Here is a 23,578-nt window from a genome sequence, read left to right as displayed (position 1 = left end):
TTATATTACGTCATAGATCACTAGATATTAACTGGTTATCTTACCGTTATTGGTTGCCATTGATGACAGCTATCGTGCTGTTTATCATCGGATTACTTTACATGCTCAATCGTCGCGTCGATTGGGAACAGCTATTACTTTATACCGACAGTCTCAACAGTCAAGCCAAGGATGCTTATAGTCCACCACCATTTCTATATAAAAGATCCACACCTGAGTTCTTGCGTTTAGGTCATGCGCTAAGCCGTGTTAATTATCAGCTACACAAGGACTATCGTCGTATAACGACCCTGACGCATCGGCTCGATCGTTTGGTAAATCAAGCACCGTTACCAATGCTAATGATTATGCGTCATGGTCAGATAAGTTTTTTTAATCAACGTTTTGAGCAAGTGTTTACCTGTCCTTCTCAAGACTATGATGATAGCTGCCAACTAACCGACTTTGTGGCTGCTAAAGATAAGCCCACTCAGTTACTACTACAGAAATTATCAAACCTACGTGTCACTCGCACCTTAATTGTTTATGGGTTAGAAAACCAGCAGTCTTACCAACTGCATATCACACCATGGTTTGGCGAACATGGACAAGTTCATGGCTTTACCGCACTTTTTAGCAATATTAATGAATATACCAATCAAATAGAACAACTACAGCAGAAAAACCAACAGCTACAATTACAAATTGATGAATCAAGCGAAGCCCAAGCATTTATAGGTCGTAAGTTACGGATACCACTAGAGAAGATAGTTGATTCGTTGGAACCAATCGACCCTTCAACATTGACGGCGCAAGGCAAGAAAACTCTAAACACATTGATTACAACCAGTCAAAAGATGCTGACTATACTCAATGACACGCTAGCGACAGAGGAAATTGATGTCAGAAAAACACGTCTAAGCATCGAAACGGTTGATATTTATAAAGTAAGCAAAGAAGTTAGCAGCTTAGTCACAAAAGAAGTAAGACAACAAGGGCTAGAGTTGATCTATTTCTTTGCGCCAGACTGTCCTCGTTACATTGAAACTGATGACATTCGGCTACGCCATATCTCATTAAATCTGTTGAAGAATGCTATTAATTTTACAACATCAGGCTATGTCGCTCTCACTGTTGATCGCGTATCTAAAGACAAGGTCACGCCAATAAGTAACCAGTACTTGACGCCTAACAACGATACTATAATGCCTGCGCAAACATCTTATTGGATTCGGTTTAATGTAAAAGACACTGGAGTAGCTATTACTCCTGAGAGAAAAAATCAATTAGTCACTATTTTGAATCAAGACAGTGATCAAACCAATCATAACTTGGTTAAAGACAGTGAAATTAGCCTGAATGATGCCAATAGCTTCGCTCAGTTACTCGGCGGTTTTATCGAACTAAATATTACAGCGGATGAAGAGACGGTATTTAGTCTCTATCTTCCTGAGCGTCATTCCACTTATGAACCGGTATATCATCCTTGTTCGCAGCTGTCTCATATTCACCTTATCGCTATTGTCAACCAACCTTTAGTTGCTAAGCATTTACAACGTTTGTGCGAATACTTAACGATATCCGTGACTACTTACAGTATTTTAGATAGAGCCACTATACAGCAGCTAAAAAACAAATTAACGCAAGATGAGCAGACCGTCATTCCTGTCTTGTTATTGGATTATGAATACAACCAATCCATCAACTTATCAGCTCATGCGAGCAACAAGCATAGTGAACAACAAGAAGTGTTAAACAAACTAGGCACTATGTCTTCACTACCAAAGATATTGCTTAGCATGAAACCTGAAAGACATATTTCCTCTACCATACTAGACCAATATGATGGATTTTTGACCAAACCCTTGGACGCAAGCTTACTAGTTTCTGAGCTGCTCCGCTTAACCTTGTCTGCAAGGAAAAAACTAAACATACTGGTCAAACATCAATATGATAGCAGTCCATCTTTTGTGGAAGAAGATATACCCAAAAAAGAAGTCTTGTCTCCACTGATTCTAGTCGCAGAAGATAGTCCAACCAACCAAAAAATAACCTGCAAAATATTGAGCAAGCTTGGTTATCGTAGTGTAGTCGCAGAAGATGGTCAGCAAGCTCTTGAACAGCTAAAGACTCAACGTCAAGAGATCTCGCTTATTTTAATGGATTGCCGCATGCCAGTTATGGATGGTTTACAAGCAACTCAAGCTATTCGCTTGCAAGGTGATAACATCCCTATCGTGGCATTAACTGCAAACAATACCGAAGAGGACCGTGAAGCTTGTACTCAAGTAGGAATGGATGACTTTTTATCCAAACCTATCAATAAAAAAGAATTAGCAAAGGTGTTACAGCGCTTCATAAAAACCTAGCAAGCTCGTAACGCCAATGTCTCATACCAAAACAGCTACATTCATTACGAACATAGCTGTTTTAATACCCATCACTTTGTGCTCTCGACTATTACTTCATAAAGCCATTATCTGCTAAAAACGCTTCTGTAATCTGACTTTGTGGATTGGGGGCATTCAGCCCTTCTGTTTGCGACTTACCTAATAGACGCTCTAAGTAGCGAGCAACGATATCCACCTCTATATTGACTTTATTACCAACCAACCAGTGTTTGGCAATGTTAGTCACTTGTGCGGTATGAGGAATGATATTGAGACAAACGATGTTATCACGTACAAGATTGGTCGTCAGGCTAATACCATCAACCGTGATAGAACCTTTAGTCGCTGTATAATGTGCCAGTTCTTGGGGTATTTCAATTTCGATGTAGATAGAACGTGCATCTTGTTGCAGCTTACTAACAATCCCTACACCGTCTACATGACCTGCAACGATATGACCACCAAAACGAGTGGTGGGTAGCATGGCTTTCTCTAAATTGACGATATAACCTGCTTTAAGATCCTCAAGCGCTGTGCGAGCGATTGTTTCACGTGAGACATCGACAGAGTAGTGATTACTACCAAAATCCACAACGGTCAAACAAATACCATTTGAAGCAATTGAGTCGCCTAGTTTTACATCGCTAAAATCCAAATCATCGGACTCTATCGTCAAACGTATATCACCACCCGTAGACTGCATGGATTTAACCTTTCCAACACTTTCTATAATCCCGGTAAACATATATGCCTCATCTCATTATTATATTGCCGTTATCGACAACGTATTTCGACTTATTAATTTATTGATCATGTTTGTCTGAACTAAGTTTTTAGTGAAATGTGAATTTATTTCAAACTTATTATGGGATAAGTTGTGGATAAGTAACAGTAAATCAATCCAACTTACCTTTAAAACCCTTGTTTTTGTAGAGTTATCCACAGAAATCTAAAAACCAACTGTATTTAAAAAATTCGATCAAATAAAGTATATACCATTGATTTTAAAGTAATTATTTTAAAAAAACAACAAAGGCTTAGTTTATGAGTTTCATGTGAAACAAAGTTATGCACAGTTTCATGTGAAACATAACCTCACGTACTAGCTCGTTCATACTTAACATACATTTAGAGTCTGTCATTATTTTAGAAATAGCACTAAAAATGAGACATATTGTAATCAAACAAGGAAAATAGCGTAGCTAAAATCAAAATATTAGCCGGCTATTTAATGTTGTTTGGCAAACCTTAACCACTGACTGAACCACTGTTAGTCCATTCAAATAACTACCGATTGAATAGATGATATTCCTAATACCCGACCAGATTAAAAAGAAGCCTTATTACAGCCTGGGGATATCTTGTGTATAACACCATAAAATTATAAAGGTAGCAGGATTAGTTTAAGATCTGAGCCAAGTTGTTCGTGCCTATCGATATCAAACCGCAGCTGCTGGGCTAAAGATATAGGATTGAGATCAACCATGGCTCGTGCTTGTGCTCCGAGTAAACAAGGTGCTTGATAAACAATCATTTCATCTACTAACTGTTGACTCAAAAAGCTACCTGCAACACTCGCACCAGCCTCAATCAATACGTCATAGCATTGATGCTCTTTTACTAAATTTTTTAATAAGGCAGTTAAATCATCATTACGCCAATAAACAGTATCTGTTCGACGACATAGCTGATAATTAGACTGTAGATTGTGTGTTAAACGCTGACGTCTATCCAACACGACCACCATAGGCTTTGGTATTTGTTTAGGTGAAACGCCTAACTGTTCGGATCGAACGTTAAGCTGTGGATCATCAGCTATCACTGTCTCACTACCTGTAATAATAGCGCCACTTTGTGCCCGCAGCTTTTGAACATCCTCACGAGCAGCCGCTGAAGTAATCCATTTTGATTCGCCACTTGCCATCGCTGTACGGCCATCGAGACTCGTGGCAATTTTGAGACGTACATAAGGCATCTGGGTTCGCATTGCCTTCAAAAAGCCACGATTTAATAGCTCTGCTTGCGCCGTTAGTACACCAACCGTAACTGTTATCCCGACGTCCTGCAACATCTTCACACCACGCCCTGAGACCTGTGGGTTAGGATCCAGCCCTGCAATCACGACACGTGTCACACCCGCATTAGTAAGCGCGACTGCACAAGGCGGTGTACGACCGGTATGACTACAAGGCTCTAGAGTTACGTAAGCAGTTGCTCCTTCTGCTTGTCTACCAGCATCTTTGAGCGCAAATACCTCTGCATGGGGCTCACCTGCTTTTGGATGAAACCCCTGACCGATTATCTCGTCCGCTTGAACAATGACACAACCTACTGCTGGATTTGGCCTAGTGGTATATAGTCCTTGTTTTGCTTGCTCGATAGCAAGCATCATAAAGTAACGGTCTTTTGCATCTTGCGCGTGGTTTTTGGTAGACATAAGGATGGACTTAATCAATGATTGAGAGTGGTCTATAAAAGAATAAAAAGCGGTGGGTGTTCAAACACTACATCAGGGTTAATTCGCCTATTTTTCATTTGGACGAATATTAGCAATCTCTTGATGAAATGCATCAATATCTTGAAAGTCACGATAAACGCTCGCAAAACGTACATAAGCCACGTCATCTAACGTTTTAAGCTCACTCATGATAATTTCACCCAAGACCTTACTACTAATCTCACGCTCACCCATCTGCCGAACTCGCTTTTCTATACGGCTAATCATCGCCTCTTGCTCATCGATAGTAATGGGACGCTTTTGCAAAGGTAATAAGATAGAGCGGCGCAGTTTTTCATTATCATAAGGCTCAATTTTGCCGCTTGACTTAATAATTCGAGGCATCACCACCTCTACCATCTCAAAGGTCGTAAAACGCTCTTGACAGCTATTACAAGACCGTCGACGACGCACATGCGCTCCTTCCGCAGCAAGACGCGAATCAATAACCTTAGTATCTGATGCATTACAATACGGGCAGTGCATAGCATTTTCCTTATCTTAATACTGAACAGCGAGAGTCGTTATGTATGGAACAAATGCTAGGAAGCATCCTCAAGTCAATCAATAGTTATCTAGATGGATAAAAATGAGGACACACCGTCAACAAGTAAATAGTAGCGTTACAAATTATAAAACTGCTTAGCTATTTACCAATGCAAAAGCTACCAAATATCTTACCTAATAAATCATCAGCGCTGAACTCACCTGTTATTTCACCCAAACTATTTTGGGCTTGACGCAAGCTCTCTGCTACCAGCTCACCCGCTTGAAATACTGTTAATTGCTCATGCGCCTCTGTCAAATGGCCCATAGTCCGCCTTAATGCATCTAAATGCCTTGTGCGAGCAATGAGACTGTTTTCTGGTGGATGAAAACCTACCTTAGAACACAAGACTTCAACTAACTCATCGATGCCAATGCCTGTTTCACATGAAACATTAACTTGATCATAGCCGCGATCGCTTATCTCAGCTTGTGAGGCTGTTATCAGATTACTATCTGCGACATCACTTAATAGGTCACTTTTATTGGCAATAATCAGTAAGCGCTTCGCTTCTGGCAACTCACCAAACAGCTGCTCAGCGAGCTGTAACGGTGTGCTTTGTTCTTCAACATCGCGAGTCACGTCATAAACCATCAGCAGCATATCAGCTTGCGTGATGGCAGTACGGGCACGCTCAATACCGATACGCTCCACTGTGTCCTCTGTCTCGCGCAATCCTGCTGTATCGGTGAGATGTAAGGTTAGGCCGTTTAGCACCACCGTCTCTTGTAGGGTGTCGCGCGTGGTGCCTGCTACGTCAGTTACGATAGCGCGCTCTTGTCCTGCTAAGCGGTTAAGTAGGCTTGACTTACCAGCATTGGGTCTACCCGCTAACACCACGTGTATACCGTCACGTAATAGCTGACCTTGCTTAGCCGTTGCCAGTACTTGCTGTATCTTAGCCTGTGTTTGCTCTAGTTTGGCTTGTATCACCCCGTCAGATAAGAAGTCCACATCTTCCTCATCTGGGAAGTCTATGGCAGCTTCAACATGCAGACGCACATGAATTAGCTGCTCTAATAGTTGGTTGATTTTTTGTGAAAACTCACCGCTCAATGAGCGAATGGCACTACTAGCTGCTGCCGCACTGGTCGCATCAATCGCATCTGCAATGGCCTCAGCCTGCACCAAATCTAACTTATCATTATCAAAAGCGCGGTAAGAGAATTCTCCTGCACTTGCCTGTTTGGCACCCAACTCAAAGACGCGTGCTAATAGCTGATTCTGTAAGATCATGCCGCCATGACCTTGCAGCTCAATCACATCCTCACCTGTAAATGAATGTGGGCCTTTGAAGTACAATACCAGTCCTTCATCCACAACAGTACCATCTGCCTGATAAAAACGACAAAAGCTGGCCATACGCGGCGTAAAGGCAGCCTTGCCAGTTAATGTACAGGCAATCTCATGGGCACGTGCACCAGATAAACGTATGACACCGACACCGCCACGACCAAGTGGTGTTGCAATGGCAGCAATTGTCGTCAACCCTGATGACTTAGTCGGTTCAGATACAGGGTGCGCTGTTGACGCATTTTCTAAAGAATCCACAGTGACTCTCAATAACTAAAAACCCCATTATAGACGGCTCAATGCAGACTGACAAAGCAAACTTCAAATAGCAGTCGGTTTGAGCTTAGTTTTATCTCACTTTAATATTCCATGCATAAAAAAACCACCGCCTAAGCGATGGTCTTTGGTTGTGCTAACTTACGAATGATTAATCAAGTTCCTTAACAGTACGACGCTTTTGCTCTTCCTCAACTTTTTTATTCACAATATATTGCTGAGTCATACTAAACAAGTTATTCACTGTCCAATATAAAACCAAACCTGCCGGGAAGAACAGCATGAATGCAGTAAAGATAATCGGTAAAAACTTCATAACTTTTGCTTGCATTGGATCAGCTGGCTGCGGGTTTAGCTGCTGCTGTATAAACATCGATGCACCCATCAATAGTGGTAAAATAAACCACGGGTCCATTGCTGATAAATCTTGTATCCACAAGATCCACGGTGCATGACGCAGCTCAACACTTTCAACCAATACCCAATACAATGCTAAGAAGATAGGCATTTGCATCAAGATAGGTAGACAACCCGCCATTGGGTTGACTTTCTCTTCTTTGTAGATAGCCATCATTTCTTGCGACATCTTCATGCGATCATCGCCATGCTCTTCTTTTAGCGCTTTCAATCTTGGTCCGATAGCACGCATCTTCGCCATCGAGTAGTAGCTCTTATTAGAGAACCACATCAGTGCAATTTTAACCAACACTGTCAACAGGATGATAGACCACCCCCAGTTGCCAATGACTTTATGAATACCATCCAAAATAGCAAATAAGACCTTAGATATTGGCCATAGCAAGCCATAATCAACCGTTTTATTCAGACCTACAGAGACATCTTTTAGCTCTGACTGAACTTTTGGACCGGCATATAGTGTGGCATCTAATGTTAATTGCTTGTTTGGCGCTACATTGACTGGCTTACTATTAAAACCAATAAAGTAATCGTCACCTGTCTCACGACTAAAGAAAGTACCAGTAAAGTTATTAGGCGTCCATGCAGATACAAAATAATGCTGCACTATACCAACCCAACCTTTATCGCTGCTAGTAACCAACTCTCCATCATTAAACTCATCAAACTTCAGTTTATTGTAAGGATCGTCAGGTGTACCCCACGCACCGCCTAAATAAGTCGCCATGCTTAGCACGCCTTTGTTAGAAGTACCTGGATCTTTACTATCATCACGCTTTAACTGCGCAAACATTTGACCTTGCCAAGCAGCCGTAGATGCATTTTGAATTTTGTAGCTAACATCAATCGGATATTTGCTTTCAGTAAAGGTAAATGTCTTAGTAATTGTCACGCCATCTTTTTTGTAAGTTAGCGGTACAGACAGTGTTTGCTGTCCTTCTTCCATTACATAATTATTAGCAGTATGACTGTAATTAGCACGACCTTCTGCCGTATCAATGCCATTTTGACCAATCAGGCCAGACTGAGCCACATAGACACGATTGCTGTCATTCTCTAACAGTACAAACTGCTCATCGCTGTTTAGCGTTGCGTCGTATTGTTTAAGCGCAGCATAAACAATATCACCACCTTCTGGATTAATTTTTATATCATAGCGATCGGTGGTGACCGTAATTAGACCTGTGTCTTTAGTAGGCGTATTGACCGTAGCCACAGTTGCATTATCAACAGGTTGTGTTTGAGCCGGAATATCACCTGCTGCACTGGTCGAAGATGGAATATCAGCACCTACTGAAGATGTGGTTTCTGGCTGTACATCCACCGCTGGTGCATCGGCATAATCATCTCGCCATGCCAAAATCAGCAGATAAGCGGTGATTAACATCGCAATGATGATCATCACCCTAAATATCTTTTGCATAAACCTTTCCTAGATTAAAAATTAGGGAATGAAAAATTAGGGCATGTGTCATGACTGTACAGCACAGTTGTCCTCGCATCTAACAACAGTATTGGTAGTCATTTACATAAAATGTGCATCATTTTACTAAAAATCAGCCTTAAATGATACCAAGAGTGTGGATAACTTGTGGGTAACTCAATAGCAGAGATACCCACAAGTTATCCACACTCACTTTGATTCGAACGTCATCAAATGATTAAGACGTGAAACATAGCTTTTATTATCTCGATAAACACCTATTCCTTGGCTATTTATATTTGAAGAGCAAGTAGAGGGTAGATAATGATATTTATAAGAAGCTAAAGGTACAGGCACAAAATCTATACCATGTCCGCCTAAAGGATGACATCTACCAATACGTTTCAACAACAACCAACTACCAGTTCGGGCCCCATGCCAACGCAACGCTTGTTTGCCATAATTTGAACATGTTGGATAGTATCTACAACGGGCAGGAATGACAGGACTAATTATTTTTTGATAAAAGAAAATTAAACCAAATAAAATTATTAAAAATATTTTGTTTATTTTTTTTAAAAAAATATTCATTTTATTTTTTTTCTATTTTTTTAAAGATATTATTTATTTCATTTTTTAATTCTTTTTTATTTAATCCTTCTATAGATTTTTTCACAATAAAAACAATATCTTTATCTTCCATTTTAATATTTTTTAAACGAAATTGTTCTCGTATTTGACGTTTAATAAGATTTCGAGCAACTGCAGTAGGTACTTTACGCTTTGTAATAGCCATGCCAACTCGTGGCTTGTTACGCGTATTAGAACGTACAAAGGCCATCAGATGACTCTGATGAAGCTTCCGTTCAGGTGCATCGAACACCACGCGAAAATCCGCTGGTGTTAGCAGTCGTTGCTCTTTAGTGAAACGAGCAGTAGGTATAGCTGAAACAGTATTTGACATATTAAAACCCAGTAAAAGCGCTCATGGTGAGATTAGAAATAATAGCAAAATATAAAGACAAAAAAAGCGCCGATTCGGGCGCTTTTGATATATGGCTAAATGTCAGTTGTAATAGTTGACTATCATAATCTATAAATAATAGAGATCTAACAAGCACTATTAGCCATGCTTATCATCGTCTACTAATTATACAGTAAGACGATGACGGCCTTTAGCACGGCGACGAGCTAAGACCTGACGGCCTTTTTTAGTTGCCATACGAGCACGGAAACCGTGAGTACGTTTACGCTTGATCACGCTTGGTTGGAATGTACGTTTCATAACTCACCTATCAAAATAATGGACTAAATTCGTAATAACGGAGGATTATACCACCGCATACTATCTTGGTCAATGAACTAATTTAGTTGATATTCATATCCCTAAAAATTTGGTCATTAAAGTAACTTATCTGCTTGTTGGTTTTAATAGAAATATATTTTACACGTCCAGTTAAACCAACTTAGAACACGTATTTATTTGAGCTGAATTTTAAAAGTTATCCACAGTTTGTCTCGAACTCTATAATAATAAACTATTAATATATATAAGTATTGTTGTTATTGGTAGATGTTTTTTCTGTGGTTAAGTTATATTTATCCTTTAAAATCATATTTTTAAGGTATGGATAATGCTGTGGATAACCTGTGGGTTAAATATGGATAAGTTGATTATTCTACTTATCCACAAAACTATCCACAATATTATCCACAAAAAACAAGGTGTTATCCACAGGGTAACTGTGGTAAATTAACCTCCTGTCCGATATGTGTTTCTGCTCAGCTTGCCAATATAGTTTTGAGTTGAGTCCTCAGAAGCTATGCTAGTGCTTAAATAGCGGTTTATATCATTGAGACATATCTATTATTTCAGATCATAGGGTTAGTATTATTCATGATAGACACAGTAAATATTTGGGATAAGTGTTTAAACGACTTGCGCTATAACGTCAAAGACAACGTATTCACTATGTGGTTGAGACCTTTATCAGCCCATCAGGAAGAACAAACCCTTATCATACTTGCCCCTAATGATTATTTTGTTACTTACATCAAAAAAAACCATTTACAAGATATTCAGCAGCTGGTTACTAAGCATAGCCAAGGTAGTATCGAAGAGGTTATTGTCCGTGTTGATAATGTGGGGCATGACACAGATGATAGTACCCAGTTGTCATCAGGCTCTTTATTTGTAGAAGATAAGCACTCCCCTACCCTTGCAGAATCTAATTTTGAAACGATTCATCATAACAATGCGAAAGCAGATATTGATGCCAATACGCGTCGTGCTGCTTTAGTAGACTCTACTGATGCAAAATCGTTGAGCTATCTAAATCCAGATTTTACATTCGAGACATTCGTTACTGGTAAGTCCAATAACCTTGCTTACAAAGCTTGTTATGAGCTCGGAAAACGCCAGTCGAAAAACCGTCACAATCCTTTATTTATATACGGACCTTCTGGTTTGGGGAAAACGCATTTAATGCATTCTGTAGCACATCGCTATTTGAAAAATAATCAAAGTTTTTATTATTTCACTTCCGAAAAATTTATTAATCAATTAGTTTATTCATTAAGAAATAATAAAATAGAAGATTTCAAAAAGAAAATTAAAAAAGTGGATTTATTAATTGTAGATGATATTCATGTATTGGCAGGGAAAACAAAAAGCAGTAATGAATTTTTGACTTTGTTTGCTGATTTCACCAGCGGTGATAAGCAACTGATTTTGGCTTCTGATAGACATCCATCGCAGATGACGGAGTTTGATGAACGCTTTAGATCTCGATTTTCTTGGGGGCTAACGGTCGCAGTTGATCCACCTGAAATTGATACTCGTGTACAAATCTTGCAAAAGAAGGCAGCTTCGTACGGTATGACGTTGCCTAAAGAATGTGCGCTATTTATCGCTCAAAACGTGGTATCAAACGTCAGGCGATTAGAAGGTGCTTTAAATCAAGTCTTTGCCAATGCCAATCTGACAGGCGCACAGATAACCCTTGAAATGGTGCAATATGCGTTAAAAGATATTGTAGCCATGCGCGTACAAGCCGTTAATATGGATAATATTCGCAAAGTGGTTGCTGAGTATTATGATGTGACCATTAAAGATATTATGGGTCGTAAACGCACACGCAGTATTGCTAGACCACGTCAAATAGCGATGGCGCTATCACGTGAGTTGACGGGAGATAGTTTTCCTGAGATTGGTCAATCATTTGGTGGGCGCGATCATACGACAGTGATGCATGCTTGTGATAAAGTGAATGAATTACGTGCAGCAGATCCAGCGTTTGATAAAGATTACAAGACGCTGGCTTTAATGTTACAAGCTGGTTAGTTACCTGCTATATCACTATGTTTTAGTCGTATGATATGATTTATAATATTGAAAATCTAAGCGCATAGCTAGTCAATAGATTATCGTCAGTAGACAGGGTATTATTGAGTCATTATTTTAAATTTATAAAAATAAAGCCATTTAAATAAGAGTAACTAAGCATGCAATTATCGATTAATCGAGAGTCGTTACTAAAAGCCATTAACCTAATCGCCAAAGCTGCTGATAAGCGTCATAACATGGTCATTTTGGGCAATATCAAGTTGCAGCTATCTGAATCAGAGCTGGTTTTGACGGCTTCTGACTTAGAAGTAGAACTAACATCGACATTAAAATTGCCTGCAGGTGCTTGTGTTCAAGCAGGTACAACAACACTACCTGCAACAAAACTAAAAGACATCTGTAAGTCTTTGCCTGCACAAGCTCAAGTTAATCTTGCCACTCAAGAAAATGAGCGCTGCCTGTTAACCAGTGGTAAAAGCCGTTTTACCTTAGGGACATTACCGAGTGAGGATTACCCTAGCTTAGGTAATCCTGAAAATATCACACCATTGACTATTAGTCGCAATCGCTTGACAGATTTGATTCATAAAACCCAGTTTGCGATGGCGATTCAGGATGTGCGTTACTATTTAACAGGTATGCTGTTTGATGTATCACAGCAGCAATTAACGACTGTTGCGACTGATGGACATAGACTGGCTTTGGCGCGTAGTGTGATCGATGTCAGTGCTGATCTGAATATGCAGGCTATCTTGCCACGCAAGGCTGTCATTGAGCTTGAGCGCTTGGCTGCTGAGCTTGGTAAAATGTTGGGTGATAAGGATAATGCAGTAATATTGAGCTTTGGTCGTGAGTTTTTGCAAGTTAGCTTACCGTTTGGTGATGTCGATAGTGCAGGGCAGGTGAGTGATAACTTGATGGTGACTTTCACAGCGCGTTTGATTGATGGAAAATTCCCAGACTATCGCCGTGTCATGCCAAGCAATACTGACAAATTGGCGTTATTCAACCAAGAAAAAATGACTGACGTACTACGCCGTGTAGCGATTTTGAGTAATGAAAAATCTCGCGGTGTGGTATTCAACTTTGCCAGTGATGGCATGGTAGAGGTGCGTGCAAACAACGCTGAGCAAGATGAAGCAGTTGAGATGATACAAGCTAAGTATCAAGGTGAGCCGATGGAGTTGTCATTCAACGCAGCTTACCTGCAAGATGTTCTCAGTGTGATTCAAGGAGATTTGCAAATGCATATGAGCCAATCAAACGCTTCAGTGTTGGTTAACCAGCTAAATGACGAGTTCCATCAGTATGTCATTATGCCAATGCGTATCTAGTTGTTATTCATTTTAGAATACTAATCTAGCGTAATTTATCTATTGTGTTATTCGACTTTTGCTTGCCAAATATACCTACTTGCTGTTCAGTAGGTAGGCAATAAAATAGGCGGCTCTCGTTATTATGATTGAACGTCTACAAGTTTCATGCTTACGCAATTTGACGCAAGTTAATCTAAATTCAGCTGCTTGCAACGTCATTGTTGGTGAAAACGGGAGCGGTAAAACCTCGTTACTTGAAGCAATATTTTTGTTATCAAGAGGCAAAAGCTTCCGTCATCATCAGCCCAAACGCTATATTCAACATCATCAGAATGCAGTGACTGTACACGCTTGTCTCAACGATAGCAGTACCTTAGCCATTCAGAAACAAACAGACGCAACTACCGTTCTGCGGCTTAATCAAACCACTGTATACAATCAAAGTGTCTTAACCGAACAGTTACCAACATTACTGATAGATCCGTCAACGATGGATATGTTAGAGCAGGGCAGTGCCAGTCGACGACAGTTACTGGACTGGTTAGTGTTTCACATGAAACAAGGTTTTCATCCGCAATGGGTAGCTTACCAACGTCTACTAAAACAGCGCAATAGTCTACTAAAAAAGACGAGGCAATTAACCCAAGTACAGCTCTCTGAACTAAAATCATGGGATAAAGGTCTTAGTAATCATGCTGCTCTTATCCATCATTATCGTGAGCGGATATTTACCGAATGGAAGCCTTATTTTGCTGAGAGCGTTTCACAGTTGTTGCCGTCTTATTCGGAACAATTGAGCTTAAGCTATAATGCTGGCTACGATACCACTGTAGCGTTGGATGTACAGCTGAATGAGCGTTTAGAGCAGGATTTGCAGTTGGGCTATACCCGCATTGGCAATCATCGCGCTGACATTCATGTGCATTGGCGCTCTAATGAGGTAGCAGAGTATAATAAAGAATCTTCAAGCGTGATGATAGAGGCTGAAATAAACGAAAAACTGCCTGTTTTAAAAGAACAAGCAGCGAATGTACTGTCTCGTGGTGAAAAAAAACTTCTCATAACAGCATTAAGGTTGTCACAGCTGCCACTGCTTCTTAATGCGACAGAGGACACTGATTTGTCTGTTTCAGCATCGCAACCGCGTATTACGCCAGTAGTATTATTGGATGATATTACGGCAGAGCTTGATAATAGGGCGATAGAGATCTTATTATCGACTTTATCACAGTTGCCATGTCAGGTATTTATGACCAGCTTGACGGATGATATCGTACCATTCATCGAAAGGTTTTGGTCACACCATAATATGTTTCATGTGAAACATGGTCAGATTTTGTCTTTATAAGCGCTTTTTTGTACTGTCTATTTTACCCTGATTTATCACCTCGTAAATTTTTTAGATTTGCTATTGTTTTCCTATAATCAAGGTTATCTTGAGGCGGCTTTAGATGCCGATAAAGCTACCAGTAAACAGTGACTTAGAAGCAAAAAAATGCTAAAATTAAGCTTTATTTTTATCCTGTTTTCAGCAAGTTGTTTGATGATGTTGAATAGATCGTCTTTACTGTCTGTTTCTTTATAAGATATTGATAATATTGTGTTTAATCCACAAGGCTAGTTTTGATAATGTTTAAAAAAAAGAAACGAGCGTTAGCGTGATTTAAATACCGACTTTATGTTTTTTGAGTCGCTGTCATATCCTATAAATTTTTGGCTGATTTCGCTTTAGCCAAACTTGTACATCAAAATTTTCGACAATAAAAGTTACGTCCAAAATGACGTTATGAGGCATCATCGTAGTGGTGGGTCCATGACAAACGGCTGATTATGGCTAGATTAAGGAAGACACATGAGTGATTCATTACCTACCGACCACGAGCAACTGATATCTGACGCTATGGAAGAAACTACAGTATCTGCTGCGGTTTCTGAAGCATCACCTTCTGATTATAGCTCTAAAGATATTCGTGTCTTGCGCGGATTAGAGGCAGTACGCGTACGTCCAGGTATGTATATTGGTGACACCGATGATGGCACAGGCTTACATCATATGGTCTTTGAGGTAGTAGATAACTCTATTGATGAGGCGCTTGCTGGTCATTGTGATCAGATTGATATTATTATCCACGAAGATGAATCTGTTAGCGTTATGGATAATGGTCGCGGTGTGCCTGTTGATATTCACCCAGAAGAAGGCGTGTCTGCGGCACAGGTTATTATGACCGTGCTACATGCCGGTGGTAAATTTGATGACAACAGTTATAAAGTCTCAGGTGGTCTACATGGTGTAGGTGTTTCGGTAGTAAATGCGTTATCTGAAAAGCTTGAGATGAATATCTGGCGCGAAGGCTATCATTATCATCAAACTTATACTGATGGCGTACCTGATGCTGATATTCAGCGGATGGAAGCCACTGATAAGACGGGTACGCAAATCCGTTTTTATCCAAGTGCCAATATCTTTACTGGAACTGTTTTTGAATATGATATTTTAGCCAAACGTTTACGTGAGTTATCGTTTCTTAACTCAGGTGTGCGTATCGTATTGACTGATGAGCGTATCGATAAGCACCATGAGTTCGAGCACAAAGGTGGCTTGTCAGAGTTTGTCAGCTATATCAATGCCGGCAAAGATGGCATCAATGAAGTATTTCATTTTACCAGTGACCAGGATGACGGTATTAGTGTCGAAGTGGCGCTACAGTGGACAGATACATATAACGAAAAAGTACTGTGTTTTACCAATAATATTCCACAGGGTGATGGTGGTACGCATTTATCTGGTTTCCGTTCAGCACTCACACGTGGTTTAAATAGCTACATGGATCGCGAAAACTTATTCAAAAAAGAGCGAGTCGCTGCGACGGGTGATGATGCTCGTGAAGGTTTAACTGCTATCGTTTCTGTAAAAGTACCTGATCCAAAATTTTCGAGTCAGACCAAAGATAAGTTGGTATCAAGCGAAGTCAAATCTGCTGTCGAATCTGCGATGCATGACAAATTTAACGATTATTTGTTAGAAAATCCGAGTGCAGGTAAAGCAATCGCAAGCAAGATTATCGATGCAGCACGTGCCCGTGATGCGGCCCGTAAAGCGCGCGAGATGACGCGTCGTAAGACAACGTTAGATATTGCGGGCCTACCCGGTAAGTTGGCTGATTGCCAAGAAAAAGACCCAGTATTGTCAGAACTCTATATTGTGGAGGGTGACTCTGCAGGTGGTTCGGCTAAGCAAGGTCGTAGCCGTAAGACGCAAGCAATTTTGCCACTAAAAGGTAAAATTCTAAACGTTGAGCGTGCGCGTTTTGACAAAATGCTGTCTTCTGCTGAAGTGGGCAACTTGATTACTGCGCTTGGCTGCGGCATCGGTCCTGACGAATATAATCCTGACAAAGTACGCTATCATAAAATCATCATCATGACCGATGCCGATGTTGATGGATCACACATTCGTACGTTGCTATTGACTTTCTTCTTCCGCCAAACGCCAGAGCTAATCGAACGTGGCTATATTTATATCGCTCAGCCACCGCTATATAAAGTGAAAAAAGGTCGTCAAGAGCTATATCTAAAAGATGATGAAGCGCTCAAAGCATACTTATTGTCTTCAACAATCGATAATACTAAGTTGCATATTAGTGCCGATGCGCCTGCGATTACTGGGCAAGCGCTTGAAACACTGCTCAATGATTATAACCAAACTCAGTTGATCAAAGCACGTCTGCAGATTCGCTTCCCAGCGGTAATTTTGGACGCATTGACGCATACACCAAAACTTAGTACTGACATGACTTATGATGAGTCTGCCATGAAATCGTGGAAAGCAGCGATGCAGACTAAGCTTGATCACTTCGGTAGCGATCTGAGTCCTGAGATTGAACTGGTTAATATTCATGCACCACAACCAAAAAATATGGATGCAGCCGCTGTAGATCTGTTAGGTATGACGCCAGTTACATCGGCTGAAGAGGGCGAGGCGGTTGATAGTGAAGAGGTATCTACCAAAGCACAGTGGTTACCACGCATAACGGTCTATGTGCATCAGTTAGCACATCATTATCTACTTGATGCCAGTTTTGTTAACTCTGGTGAGTATAGTAAGCTGCTTCGTCTGTCTGCTGAATGGAATACTTTGCTTGAGGATGATGCTTTTATCCGCCGTGAAGCCAGTGCTGGTACGACTAAAGATATTCCAATACGTGACCTCGATTACCTGTGGCAGCAAATGATGGCTGATGCGCGTCGCGGTCTAGCGATTCAACGCTACAAAGGGCTAGGGGAGATGAACGCCGACCAGCTTTGGGACACAACAATGGATCCTGAAAATCGTCGCATGCTACGCGTCACCATCGAAGACGCCATCGCTGCGGATCATATGTTTACCTGCTTGATGGGCGATCATGTCGAACCACGCCGTATCTTCATTGAAGAGAATGCATTGACGGTTTCTAATCTTGATATCTAATCTTGGACCTTAAGTTTGATATCTGAGTTTGGGACTTGTTCTAATAGCATGTAAAAATACCGCTTTGGCATCCAAAGCGGTATTTTTGTTTCACGTGGAACAAAAATCTGACTATTTTACGAGAAAAACAAAATGATTGAGGTGATACTACTTGCTATCGCTTTAGCGATGGATGCGTTTGCAGTCGCGATCGGGCTAGGTGCTAAATCACAAAAGCAAAGTCATTATTATGTGCTGCGTTTGGCTGTTTATGCTGCTTTATATTTTGGCATTGCACAAGGTGTGATGCCGCTCATAGGCTACTTATTAGGTGCGGCACTGTTGGGTTGGTTGGCAGCGGCTGCGCCTTGGATTGGTGGTTTTATTCTTATCGCTCTCGGCGGAAAGATGCTTTACGAAGTGTTCTTTGGAGTTAATGGGACTGATGAGGCTAATGAAGTTGATGAAAGTGCTGAAAATAAAGAGGTTGAGGTGAATGCTGATACTGTTTTAGTCAACAGTACCGTGCAAAAACAGATCAGTCAGCGCACTTTGTTTACCCTCGCCATTGCGACCAGTATCGATGCGATGGCAGCGGGATTTACGCTCAATTTATTGGCAATCAATGCTTGGTTAGCTTGTCTGATTATTGCCATCGTTACCGCTGTATTTGGCTTATTTGGTGTTTATCTAGGTTGGCGCTCAGGGACGTGGTTAGAAGATAAAGCAGAAGCGTTGGGCGGTATGGTACTTGTCTTAATCGGGCTGAAGGTGATGTTTTTTGGCTAATCTATAGTTGATTCACTATAAAATAAATACAGCGATACGGGTTACGTTTTGCGCCGCCTCTGTCTGCGTAGGCACAGCAAGCAAGAAAAAAGTAACCCATATCATGTAGTTGCACCTCTTTTATTTAGGACTGGCTATACTTAGGTTTTTACTTAGTTTTAATAAAGATTAGCCTTTATTAAAATTAGTCGTTGTAAAAATTAATCCTTAAAAAAAGGCACCGCTTTGATATTCAAAGCGGTGCCTTTTTTTGTTTCACGTGAAACAAGGTGTGAGTAGTCTTGTTTAGTGATTACTCTTCGTCGGTATCGAAACGCCATGCCAATAGACGCGTGCTTTTTTGGCCTTGGCTCATCTCAATGATACGCATTTGAGTGACATTCAATTGCTTTAGTAGCAACTGTAAAGGCTTTACGTTTTCAGACTTTGAGACGAGGCTAGTAAACCAACCGACATGCTCTGCAAAGCTCTGACTCTCTTTTATCATCTTGGTTAAGAATGCAATCTCGCCACCTTCACTCCACAGCTCTTTATGTTGACCACCGAAGTTTAGGTTTTGTGCGGCATTCCCTGACTTGGTTGAATGACGACTGATTTGAGGGCTTTCGTTTTTACCACGATGGCGTTGTAGGTTATGCTGCTTACGGCTATTGGCTTCCATTGCCTCTTCTAAAGACGCATGAAACGGAGGATTACAAACCACGATATCAAAATAATCCTGACGACCAATGATGTTTTTAAAGATAAATTTAGGCTCAGGCTGGAGCTTTACTTTAACTGAGTTTTTTAGTTTTGGGTTTGAGTCACAAATTAACGCTGCGGTATTGACTGAAATAGGATCAATGTCGCTTGCGGTAAAGCGCCAGCCATAACTCTGGCTGCCAACGATAGGGTAGATGGCACTAGCACCAGTACCGATATCAAGCGCGTGAATCTCTTTGCCTGTCGGCGGTGTGTTATCAGCATTTACGTGAGTGGTTTGCGCCAATAAATCCGCGATGTAGTGAATATAATCTGCACGACCAGGGATAGGCGGGCATAGATAGCCTTCAGGAATATCCCAAAACTTGACCCCATAATAGTTGGCCAACAGTGCTCTATTGAGCACGCGCACAGCCTGATGATCCGAGAAGTTAATCGTCGACTCACCTTTAGGATTGGTAATCGTATGTTCAGCAAGCTCGGGTAAGGCGCGAGTCAGTACCGCAAAGTCATAACGACCTTGGTGCGGGTTACGTGGGTGCAGCTGACCGAGTTTTTTTGCGGTCGCAGGAGATCTGTTTCTGTGCTTACTGTTCGAGGGATAACTGGTCATAGTGCGTGGCTTTGATGTTTGAATATAATCAACCATTTTAGCAGATTTCGCCGCAAACAAACGTTTTATCGGTTACGTAAAATGAGGTTTAATCCCAATACTATCATCGCTGTACCTAATACGCGGTCGATCCAATGCTCAAACCTTTGAAAGCGGCGGTGAATAGCAGGGATAGAGAGTAGCATTACGACCGTACTAAACCATGACATCTGTAAGATCATCATCCATACGCCATAAATAGCCAGTTGCCAAAGCGGTATATCAGGCGACAATACCAGCGTAAAGATAGCGACAAAATAGACAGGCGCTTTTGGATTAAAGACATTACAAAAGAACCCGCGACGTATAGTGGCAAACGTTGATTCTGTATTATTAGGGGGTTTTTGAAGGGCAGTAGGGTTATCAGGCATAGGATTGCCAGACAGTGCTGTTTGATGGATAAACTTCTCTTGTGAAGTATCAGAGTTTGAGGCTATGTCCTCAATTGGCGTTGATGGCTTTTTAGGCTTGGCTTGGATGCCCTGCCAACCGAGATAAATTAGATAACCACCGCCCAACCATTTAATGGTAGTCAATAACGGCTGCGAGTGAGCAATGACCGTCGCCAGTCCCAATACCGAGTAAATAATATGCACGGCAAGACCTAAGGTAATACCGAGACTACAAATCAAACCAGTGCGTCGACCTTTTGCCAATGTCTGCTGCGATACTAAGACAAAGTCAGGCCCTGGTGAGGCGGCAGCGAGTAGATGGACGCTGGTGATAAGCAAAAAACCGTGCCAAAATTCCATAAAGTGCTCTGAGTGATGTCTTAAGTTGGATAATGGTTACACTGAACGCAAATGAGGTCAACTGATATTAAACTACGCTTTATTCGTGGCAGTTCTGCTGCTTGTGTTATAGCGCGAGGGTGTCTATATTAAAAGTGGGTCTATCGACAAATTTCTGTGAGTAAAGTCTCGAGATTTGACCATATAACCACCTACTATATAACCAACCACTATAAGACAATGATTACTTGAACAAGGATGAAACCATGACTACGGACAGTAACAGCACAGACAATCGCATCACTTATGACACGCAAGGCCACGTTTGCCTTGTCGGGCTCAATCGTGCCAATAAACGTAACGCCTTTGACAGTCATATGATCGGGCAGCTGTCTGATGCGATGACCCGCTACGAGCAAGACGACAACTTACGCTGTGCGCTGATATTTGCCCATGGTGATCACTTTACCGCTGGGTTGGACTTGGTCGAGTTACAAGACAAGCTAAACGATGGCGTGTTTGAGTTTAATGATGATCAAATCGATCCATGGGGTATCAGTGGAAAACTACGTACTAAGCCTGTAGTCGTCGCGGTTAAGGGCACGTGCTTTACCGTAGCTATCGAGCTGATGCTAAACAGTGACGTGGTGATCGCCAGTGATAACTGCAACTTTGCACAAATGGAAGTCCAGCGCGGCATCATGCCATTTGGTGGGGCGACGGTACGCTTTGTCGCGGCTGCAGGCTGGCAAAAAGCCATGCCGTATCTACTTACTGGTAAAGCATTCGATGCGCAGACGGCTGATAGACTGAATCTGGTCAGTGAGGTAGTAGCTAATGGGTCTGAGTATGAGCGCGCATTGACGTTGGCACAAGAAATTTGCAAAGCTGCGCCTTTGGGCGTCAGAGGTACATTATCATCAGCGCAAGATGCGAGCCGTAATGGGGCTGCGACCGCATTAGCCAATATCCATAGTTATCTGCCGCCGCTGTTTCATTCAGAAGATGCAAAAGAGGGCGTAATGGCGATGGTTGAGAGACGTGAAGCTGAGTTTACGGGACGCTAGGGCTGCAAATGATTAAGTCTTCAATGTCGCTATTTAGGTACCAGCATAGCGGCATTGATGATATTTTTTAGGCGTTTTCCTCGAGATATCGATAAGCGGTTATCGTTCGATTGGTTATCGTTATGATACAGCCAGCAATGATAATGATGAGAGTGACTAACATAGTCAGAGTCTGAGCCCATAATAGTGGCTCAATCGCTGTCACGATACAAGTGGCGGTCAGCAGTGCCATGCGATGCTGTTTGGCCATCGGTCCTGCAAAGTTAGCAGGCGCCCCGATACTCACAGATAGCGTACGGACATACGCAGTTAATACGGCAAGCAATCCTGCCGCCCAGCCCAGTATGGCCGCCCAGTCCACCACTGTAACGGCGTAACCAGCCGCAATCAATATCAGTGGGTCAGCGATTCGATCAGGGATATCGTTGTACAGCTCTCCTGCCGCTGTGCCTTTACCGCCTTCGACGGCAACCATACCATCAAATAGATTACACAATAAGCGACATTGAATAAATAGGGCTGCTGCGATGGGTAGTAACCACAAGCTAATGCCGTTTGCGTAAGGTAGGGCAAAGAGACAGATCGCGGACAGTGCTGCAAACACCACGCTCAAAATCGAGATTTGGTTGGGTGTGATGTTTTTATTACTCAGCCACTGCGCGATACTTTTAGCAAAACCTGCGCTACGGACTTTTAGGGGGCGACGACCTTCGATTTCAGACATGGTGTTCCTTAGCGTGGGTCGCTGTTTTATTTAACTTTAGTGCCGTTACTACACAAAAAGTAAAAGCAACCGTCAATGCGGGTGCGATAGTGAGCAGTATCTTTGAGGTACCTGCCAATGTGTGCGCTAGTATCAGTGCGCTGCCAGTCAGGCTGACTGAAATGATAGCTGGCAGGATGATACGCAAAGGCGTCTTTGGTAGTAGATGAAATATAAATGTCACCATGTGTACCAGTATTAGAGTAATGCAGAAGCTGGCTAGTGCTTGGGTAAGTGCGGATATAAGTCTAGTATCTGACCCGCTATTGGCGTAATAAGCCCAACTGCCCCAAATAATAAAAGCGAGTGCCGCAGAGCTGATGTTAAACGCTAGACTTAGGCGGGTTTTTTCCTGGTGCACGTTGGTTTCCGTATAGAGCGATAGCATCAATTTTGCAAGCCATATTGAAGTATCTCTTGCACTTTATTTGCTGTATCAGTATGGATTTTTATGGTTGATTGATCTTGAATTAATCGTATAGAGCTGACTATAATCGATTTTAACGTATATCGTTTTGTAAAACTAGGTGCGGATTACTCATGTGAAAATGGATTTATGTACTAAAAAGAGTCTTCTTGTGTTTTAGAGCCGCTCTGTATGGTTGAGTTCAAATATTTTCGATACAAGGAAACCGAGTGCAAGCTATACCTTAGTAAGGTCAGCAGGGGTGACGATGCAGCAGATTTATATGAATGTGACTATATCTTGCAGATCACAGTGGTTGAACGTTGTGAAACTGAGTTGATAGGTCGTTAGACTTAACAATATAAGGTCAACTATGATGAAAAGGTTATTGCTATCAGCAGGTCTGTTGTTATGTATGTCATCAGGACATGCAGACGTTCAAACGTATACGCCAACACATGACAAAAACCATACCCATACGAAAATACAAGGCTGCGACAAGATCGAAGCTTACGATGATTATCTCCTTGAAGAATC

19 protein-coding genes are annotated in these 23,578 nt (G+C 41.5%); 7 read left to right on the top strand and 12 right to left on the bottom strand.

What is annotated here, in order from left to right; translation table 11 throughout:
- A partial coding sequence (locus tag ACT3RN_RS08010; protein WP_444518556.1) for a response regulator occupies positions 1–2,348 on the top strand: 2,348 nt, incomplete at its 5' end.
- A gap of 91 nt (positions 2,349–2,439) precedes the next feature.
- Here ACT3RN_RS08010 and ACT3RN_RS08005 read toward each other — a convergent pair.
- The 8 genes from ACT3RN_RS08005 to rpmH form a co-directional block, all read right to left on the bottom strand.
- Positions 2,440–3,114 (bottom strand): riboflavin synthase, encoded by a 675-nt coding sequence (locus ACT3RN_RS08005; protein WP_442061830.1) that lies wholly within the window; start codon positions 3,112–3,114, stop codon positions 2,440–2,442.
- A gap of 636 nt (positions 3,115–3,750) precedes the next feature.
- Positions 3,751–4,806, bottom strand: a complete 1,056-nt coding sequence (ribD, locus tag ACT3RN_RS08000) for a bifunctional diaminohydroxyphosphoribosylaminopyrimidine deaminase/5-amino-6-(5-phosphoribosylamino)uracil reductase RibD (protein WP_442061832.1) — start codon at positions 4,804–4,806, stop codon at positions 3,751–3,753.
- An 87-nt stretch (positions 4,807–4,893) separates the two neighbouring features.
- A complete protein-coding gene (nrdR, locus tag ACT3RN_RS07995; protein ID WP_192519642.1) occupies positions 4,894–5,352 on the bottom strand; it encodes a transcriptional regulator NrdR in 459 nt (152 codons plus the stop codon).
- 160 nt (positions 5,353–5,512) lie between these two features.
- Complete coding sequence (mnmE, locus tag ACT3RN_RS07990) at positions 5,513–6,964, bottom strand: tRNA uridine-5-carboxymethylaminomethyl(34) synthesis GTPase MnmE (RefSeq protein ID WP_413038453.1); 1,452 nt, start codon at positions 6,962–6,964, stop codon at positions 5,513–5,515.
- A gap of 169 nt (positions 6,965–7,133) precedes the next feature.
- The gene (yidC, locus tag ACT3RN_RS07985) at positions 7,134–8,822 is read right to left on the bottom strand and encodes a membrane protein insertase YidC (protein ID WP_192519643.1); all 1,689 of its coding nucleotides are present in this window, start codon (positions 8,820–8,822) and stop codon (positions 7,134–7,136) included.
- A 210-nt stretch (positions 8,823–9,032) separates the two neighbouring features.
- Positions 9,033–9,413, bottom strand: a complete 381-nt coding sequence (yidD, locus tag ACT3RN_RS07980; protein ID WP_192519644.1) for a membrane protein insertion efficiency factor YidD — start codon at positions 9,411–9,413, stop codon at positions 9,033–9,035.
- A gap of 1 nt (position 9,414) precedes the next feature.
- Positions 9,415–9,786 (bottom strand): ribonuclease P protein component, encoded by a 372-nt coding sequence (rnpA, locus tag ACT3RN_RS07975; RefSeq protein WP_192519645.1) that lies wholly within the window; start codon positions 9,784–9,786, stop codon positions 9,415–9,417.
- Between the two features lie 186 nt (positions 9,787–9,972).
- Entirely contained in the window at positions 9,973–10,107 is a 135-nt protein-coding gene (rpmH, locus tag ACT3RN_RS07970; RefSeq protein WP_007394757.1) for a 50S ribosomal protein L34, read from the bottom strand.
- A gap of 612 nt (positions 10,108–10,719) precedes the next feature.
- Here rpmH and dnaA point away from each other — a divergent pair.
- The 5 genes from dnaA (at position 10,720) to ACT3RN_RS07945 (ending at position 18,720) form a co-directional block, all read left to right on the top strand.
- The gene (gene dnaA, locus ACT3RN_RS07965) at positions 10,720–12,165 is read left to right on the top strand and encodes a chromosomal replication initiator protein DnaA (RefSeq protein WP_192519646.1); all 1,446 of its coding nucleotides are present in this window, start codon (positions 10,720–10,722) and stop codon (positions 12,163–12,165) included.
- A gap of 161 nt (positions 12,166–12,326) precedes the next feature.
- Positions 12,327–13,502 (top strand): DNA polymerase III subunit beta, encoded by a 1,176-nt coding sequence (gene dnaN, locus ACT3RN_RS07960; protein ID WP_192519647.1) that lies wholly within the window; start codon positions 12,327–12,329, stop codon positions 13,500–13,502.
- Between the two features lie 124 nt (positions 13,503–13,626).
- Positions 13,627–14,832 (top strand): DNA replication/repair protein RecF, encoded by a 1,206-nt coding sequence (gene recF, locus ACT3RN_RS07955; RefSeq protein ID WP_192519648.1) that lies wholly within the window; start codon positions 13,627–13,629, stop codon positions 14,830–14,832.
- A gap of 552 nt (positions 14,833–15,384) precedes the next feature.
- Complete coding sequence (gyrB, locus tag ACT3RN_RS07950) at positions 15,385–17,952, top strand: DNA topoisomerase (ATP-hydrolyzing) subunit B (protein WP_442074774.1); 2,568 nt, start codon at positions 15,385–15,387, stop codon at positions 17,950–17,952.
- A 132-nt stretch (positions 17,953–18,084) separates the two neighbouring features.
- Positions 18,085–18,720, top strand: a complete 636-nt coding sequence (locus tag ACT3RN_RS07945) for a manganese efflux pump MntP (protein ID WP_192519649.1) — start codon at positions 18,085–18,087, stop codon at positions 18,718–18,720.
- A gap of 292 nt (positions 18,721–19,012) precedes the next feature.
- Here ACT3RN_RS07945 and rlmF read toward each other — a convergent pair whose 3' ends face one another.
- Positions 19,013–20,071, bottom strand: coding sequence for a 23S rRNA (adenine(1618)-N(6))-methyltransferase RlmF (gene rlmF, locus ACT3RN_RS07940; protein WP_192520078.1), 1,059 nt, complete (start codon positions 20,069–20,071; stop codon positions 19,013–19,015).
- Positions 20,072–20,100: 29 nt separating this feature from the next.
- Positions 20,101–20,826: a LysE family translocator gene (locus ACT3RN_RS07935; RefSeq protein ID WP_192520071.1), complete on the bottom strand. Its 726-nt coding sequence runs from the start codon at positions 20,824–20,826 to the stop codon at positions 20,101–20,103.
- Positions 20,827–21,071: 245 nt separating this feature from the next.
- On the opposite strand from ACT3RN_RS07935, the gene ACT3RN_RS07930 reads away from it, so the two are divergent.
- A complete protein-coding gene (locus tag ACT3RN_RS07930; RefSeq protein WP_192520072.1) occupies positions 21,072–21,872 on the top strand; it encodes a crotonase/enoyl-CoA hydratase family protein in 801 nt (266 codons plus the stop codon).
- A 67-nt stretch (positions 21,873–21,939) separates the two neighbouring features.
- Here the strand turns inward: ACT3RN_RS07930 and ACT3RN_RS07925 are convergent, their stop codons facing one another.
- A complete protein-coding gene (locus tag ACT3RN_RS07925; protein ID WP_192520073.1) occupies positions 21,940–22,596 on the bottom strand; it encodes a CDP-alcohol phosphatidyltransferase family protein in 657 nt (218 codons plus the stop codon).
- Positions 22,589–22,996: a hypothetical protein gene (locus ACT3RN_RS07920; protein ID WP_192520074.1), complete on the bottom strand. Its 408-nt coding sequence runs from the start codon at positions 22,994–22,996 to the stop codon at positions 22,589–22,591. Before ACT3RN_RS07920 ends, ACT3RN_RS07925 begins: the two co-directional genes overlap by 8 nt.
- Between the last annotated feature and the right edge of the window lie 582 nt (positions 22,997–23,578).

Origin of the sequence: Psychrobacter sp. AOP5-GZ1-6 (assembly GCF_052376345.1) — a bacterium.
Classification (GTDB): domain Bacteria; phylum Pseudomonadota; class Gammaproteobacteria; order Pseudomonadales; family Moraxellaceae; genus Psychrobacter.
The sequence above is the reverse complement of the archived record's forward strand: the minus strand, read 5'-3'. Positions and strand labels throughout refer to the sequence as shown.

Excerpts from the sequence above, each read along its gene's own strand:
- ACT3RN_RS08005 (WP_442061830.1), bottom strand. The coding sequence starts at position 3,114 with ATGTTTACCGGGATTATAGAAAGTGTTGGAAAGGTTAAATCCATGCAG.
- ribD (WP_442061832.1), bottom strand. The coding sequence starts at position 4,806 with ATGTCTACCAAAAACCACGCGCAAGATGCAAAAGACCGTTACTTTATG.
- nrdR (WP_192519642.1), bottom strand. The coding sequence starts at position 5,352 with ATGCACTGCCCGTATTGTAATGCATCAGATACTAAGGTTATTGATTCG.
- yidC (WP_192519643.1), bottom strand. The coding sequence starts at position 8,822 with ATGCAAAAGATATTTAGGGTGATGATCATCATTGCGATGTTAATCACC.
- yidD (WP_192519644.1), bottom strand. The coding sequence starts at position 9,413 with ATGAATATTTTTTTAAAAAAAATAAACAAAATATTTTTAATAATTTTA.
- rnpA (WP_192519645.1), bottom strand. The coding sequence starts at position 9,786 with ATGTCAAATACTGTTTCAGCTATACCTACTGCTCGTTTCACTAAAGAG.
- rpmH (WP_007394757.1), bottom strand. The coding sequence starts at position 10,107 with ATGAAACGTACATTCCAACCAAGCGTGATCAAGCGTAAACGTACTCAC.
- dnaA (WP_192519646.1), top strand. The coding sequence starts at position 10,720 with ATGATAGACACAGTAAATATTTGGGATAAGTGTTTAAACGACTTGCGC.
- dnaN (WP_192519647.1), top strand. The coding sequence starts at position 12,327 with ATGCAATTATCGATTAATCGAGAGTCGTTACTAAAAGCCATTAACCTA.
- recF (WP_192519648.1), top strand. The coding sequence starts at position 13,627 with ATGATTGAACGTCTACAAGTTTCATGCTTACGCAATTTGACGCAAGTT.
- gyrB (WP_442074774.1), top strand. The coding sequence starts at position 15,385 with ATGGAAGAAACTACAGTATCTGCTGCGGTTTCTGAAGCATCACCTTCT.
- ACT3RN_RS07945 (WP_192519649.1), top strand. The coding sequence starts at position 18,085 with ATGATTGAGGTGATACTACTTGCTATCGCTTTAGCGATGGATGCGTTT.
- rlmF (WP_192520078.1), bottom strand. The coding sequence starts at position 20,071 with ATGGTTGATTATATTCAAACATCAAAGCCACGCACTATGACCAGTTAT.
- ACT3RN_RS07935 (WP_192520071.1), bottom strand. The coding sequence starts at position 20,826 with ATGGAATTTTGGCACGGTTTTTTGCTTATCACCAGCGTCCATCTACTC.
- ACT3RN_RS07930 (WP_192520072.1), top strand. The coding sequence starts at position 21,072 with ATGACTACGGACAGTAACAGCACAGACAATCGCATCACTTATGACACG.
- ACT3RN_RS07925 (WP_192520073.1), bottom strand. The coding sequence starts at position 22,596 with ATGTCTGAAATCGAAGGTCGTCGCCCCCTAAAAGTCCGTAGCGCAGGT.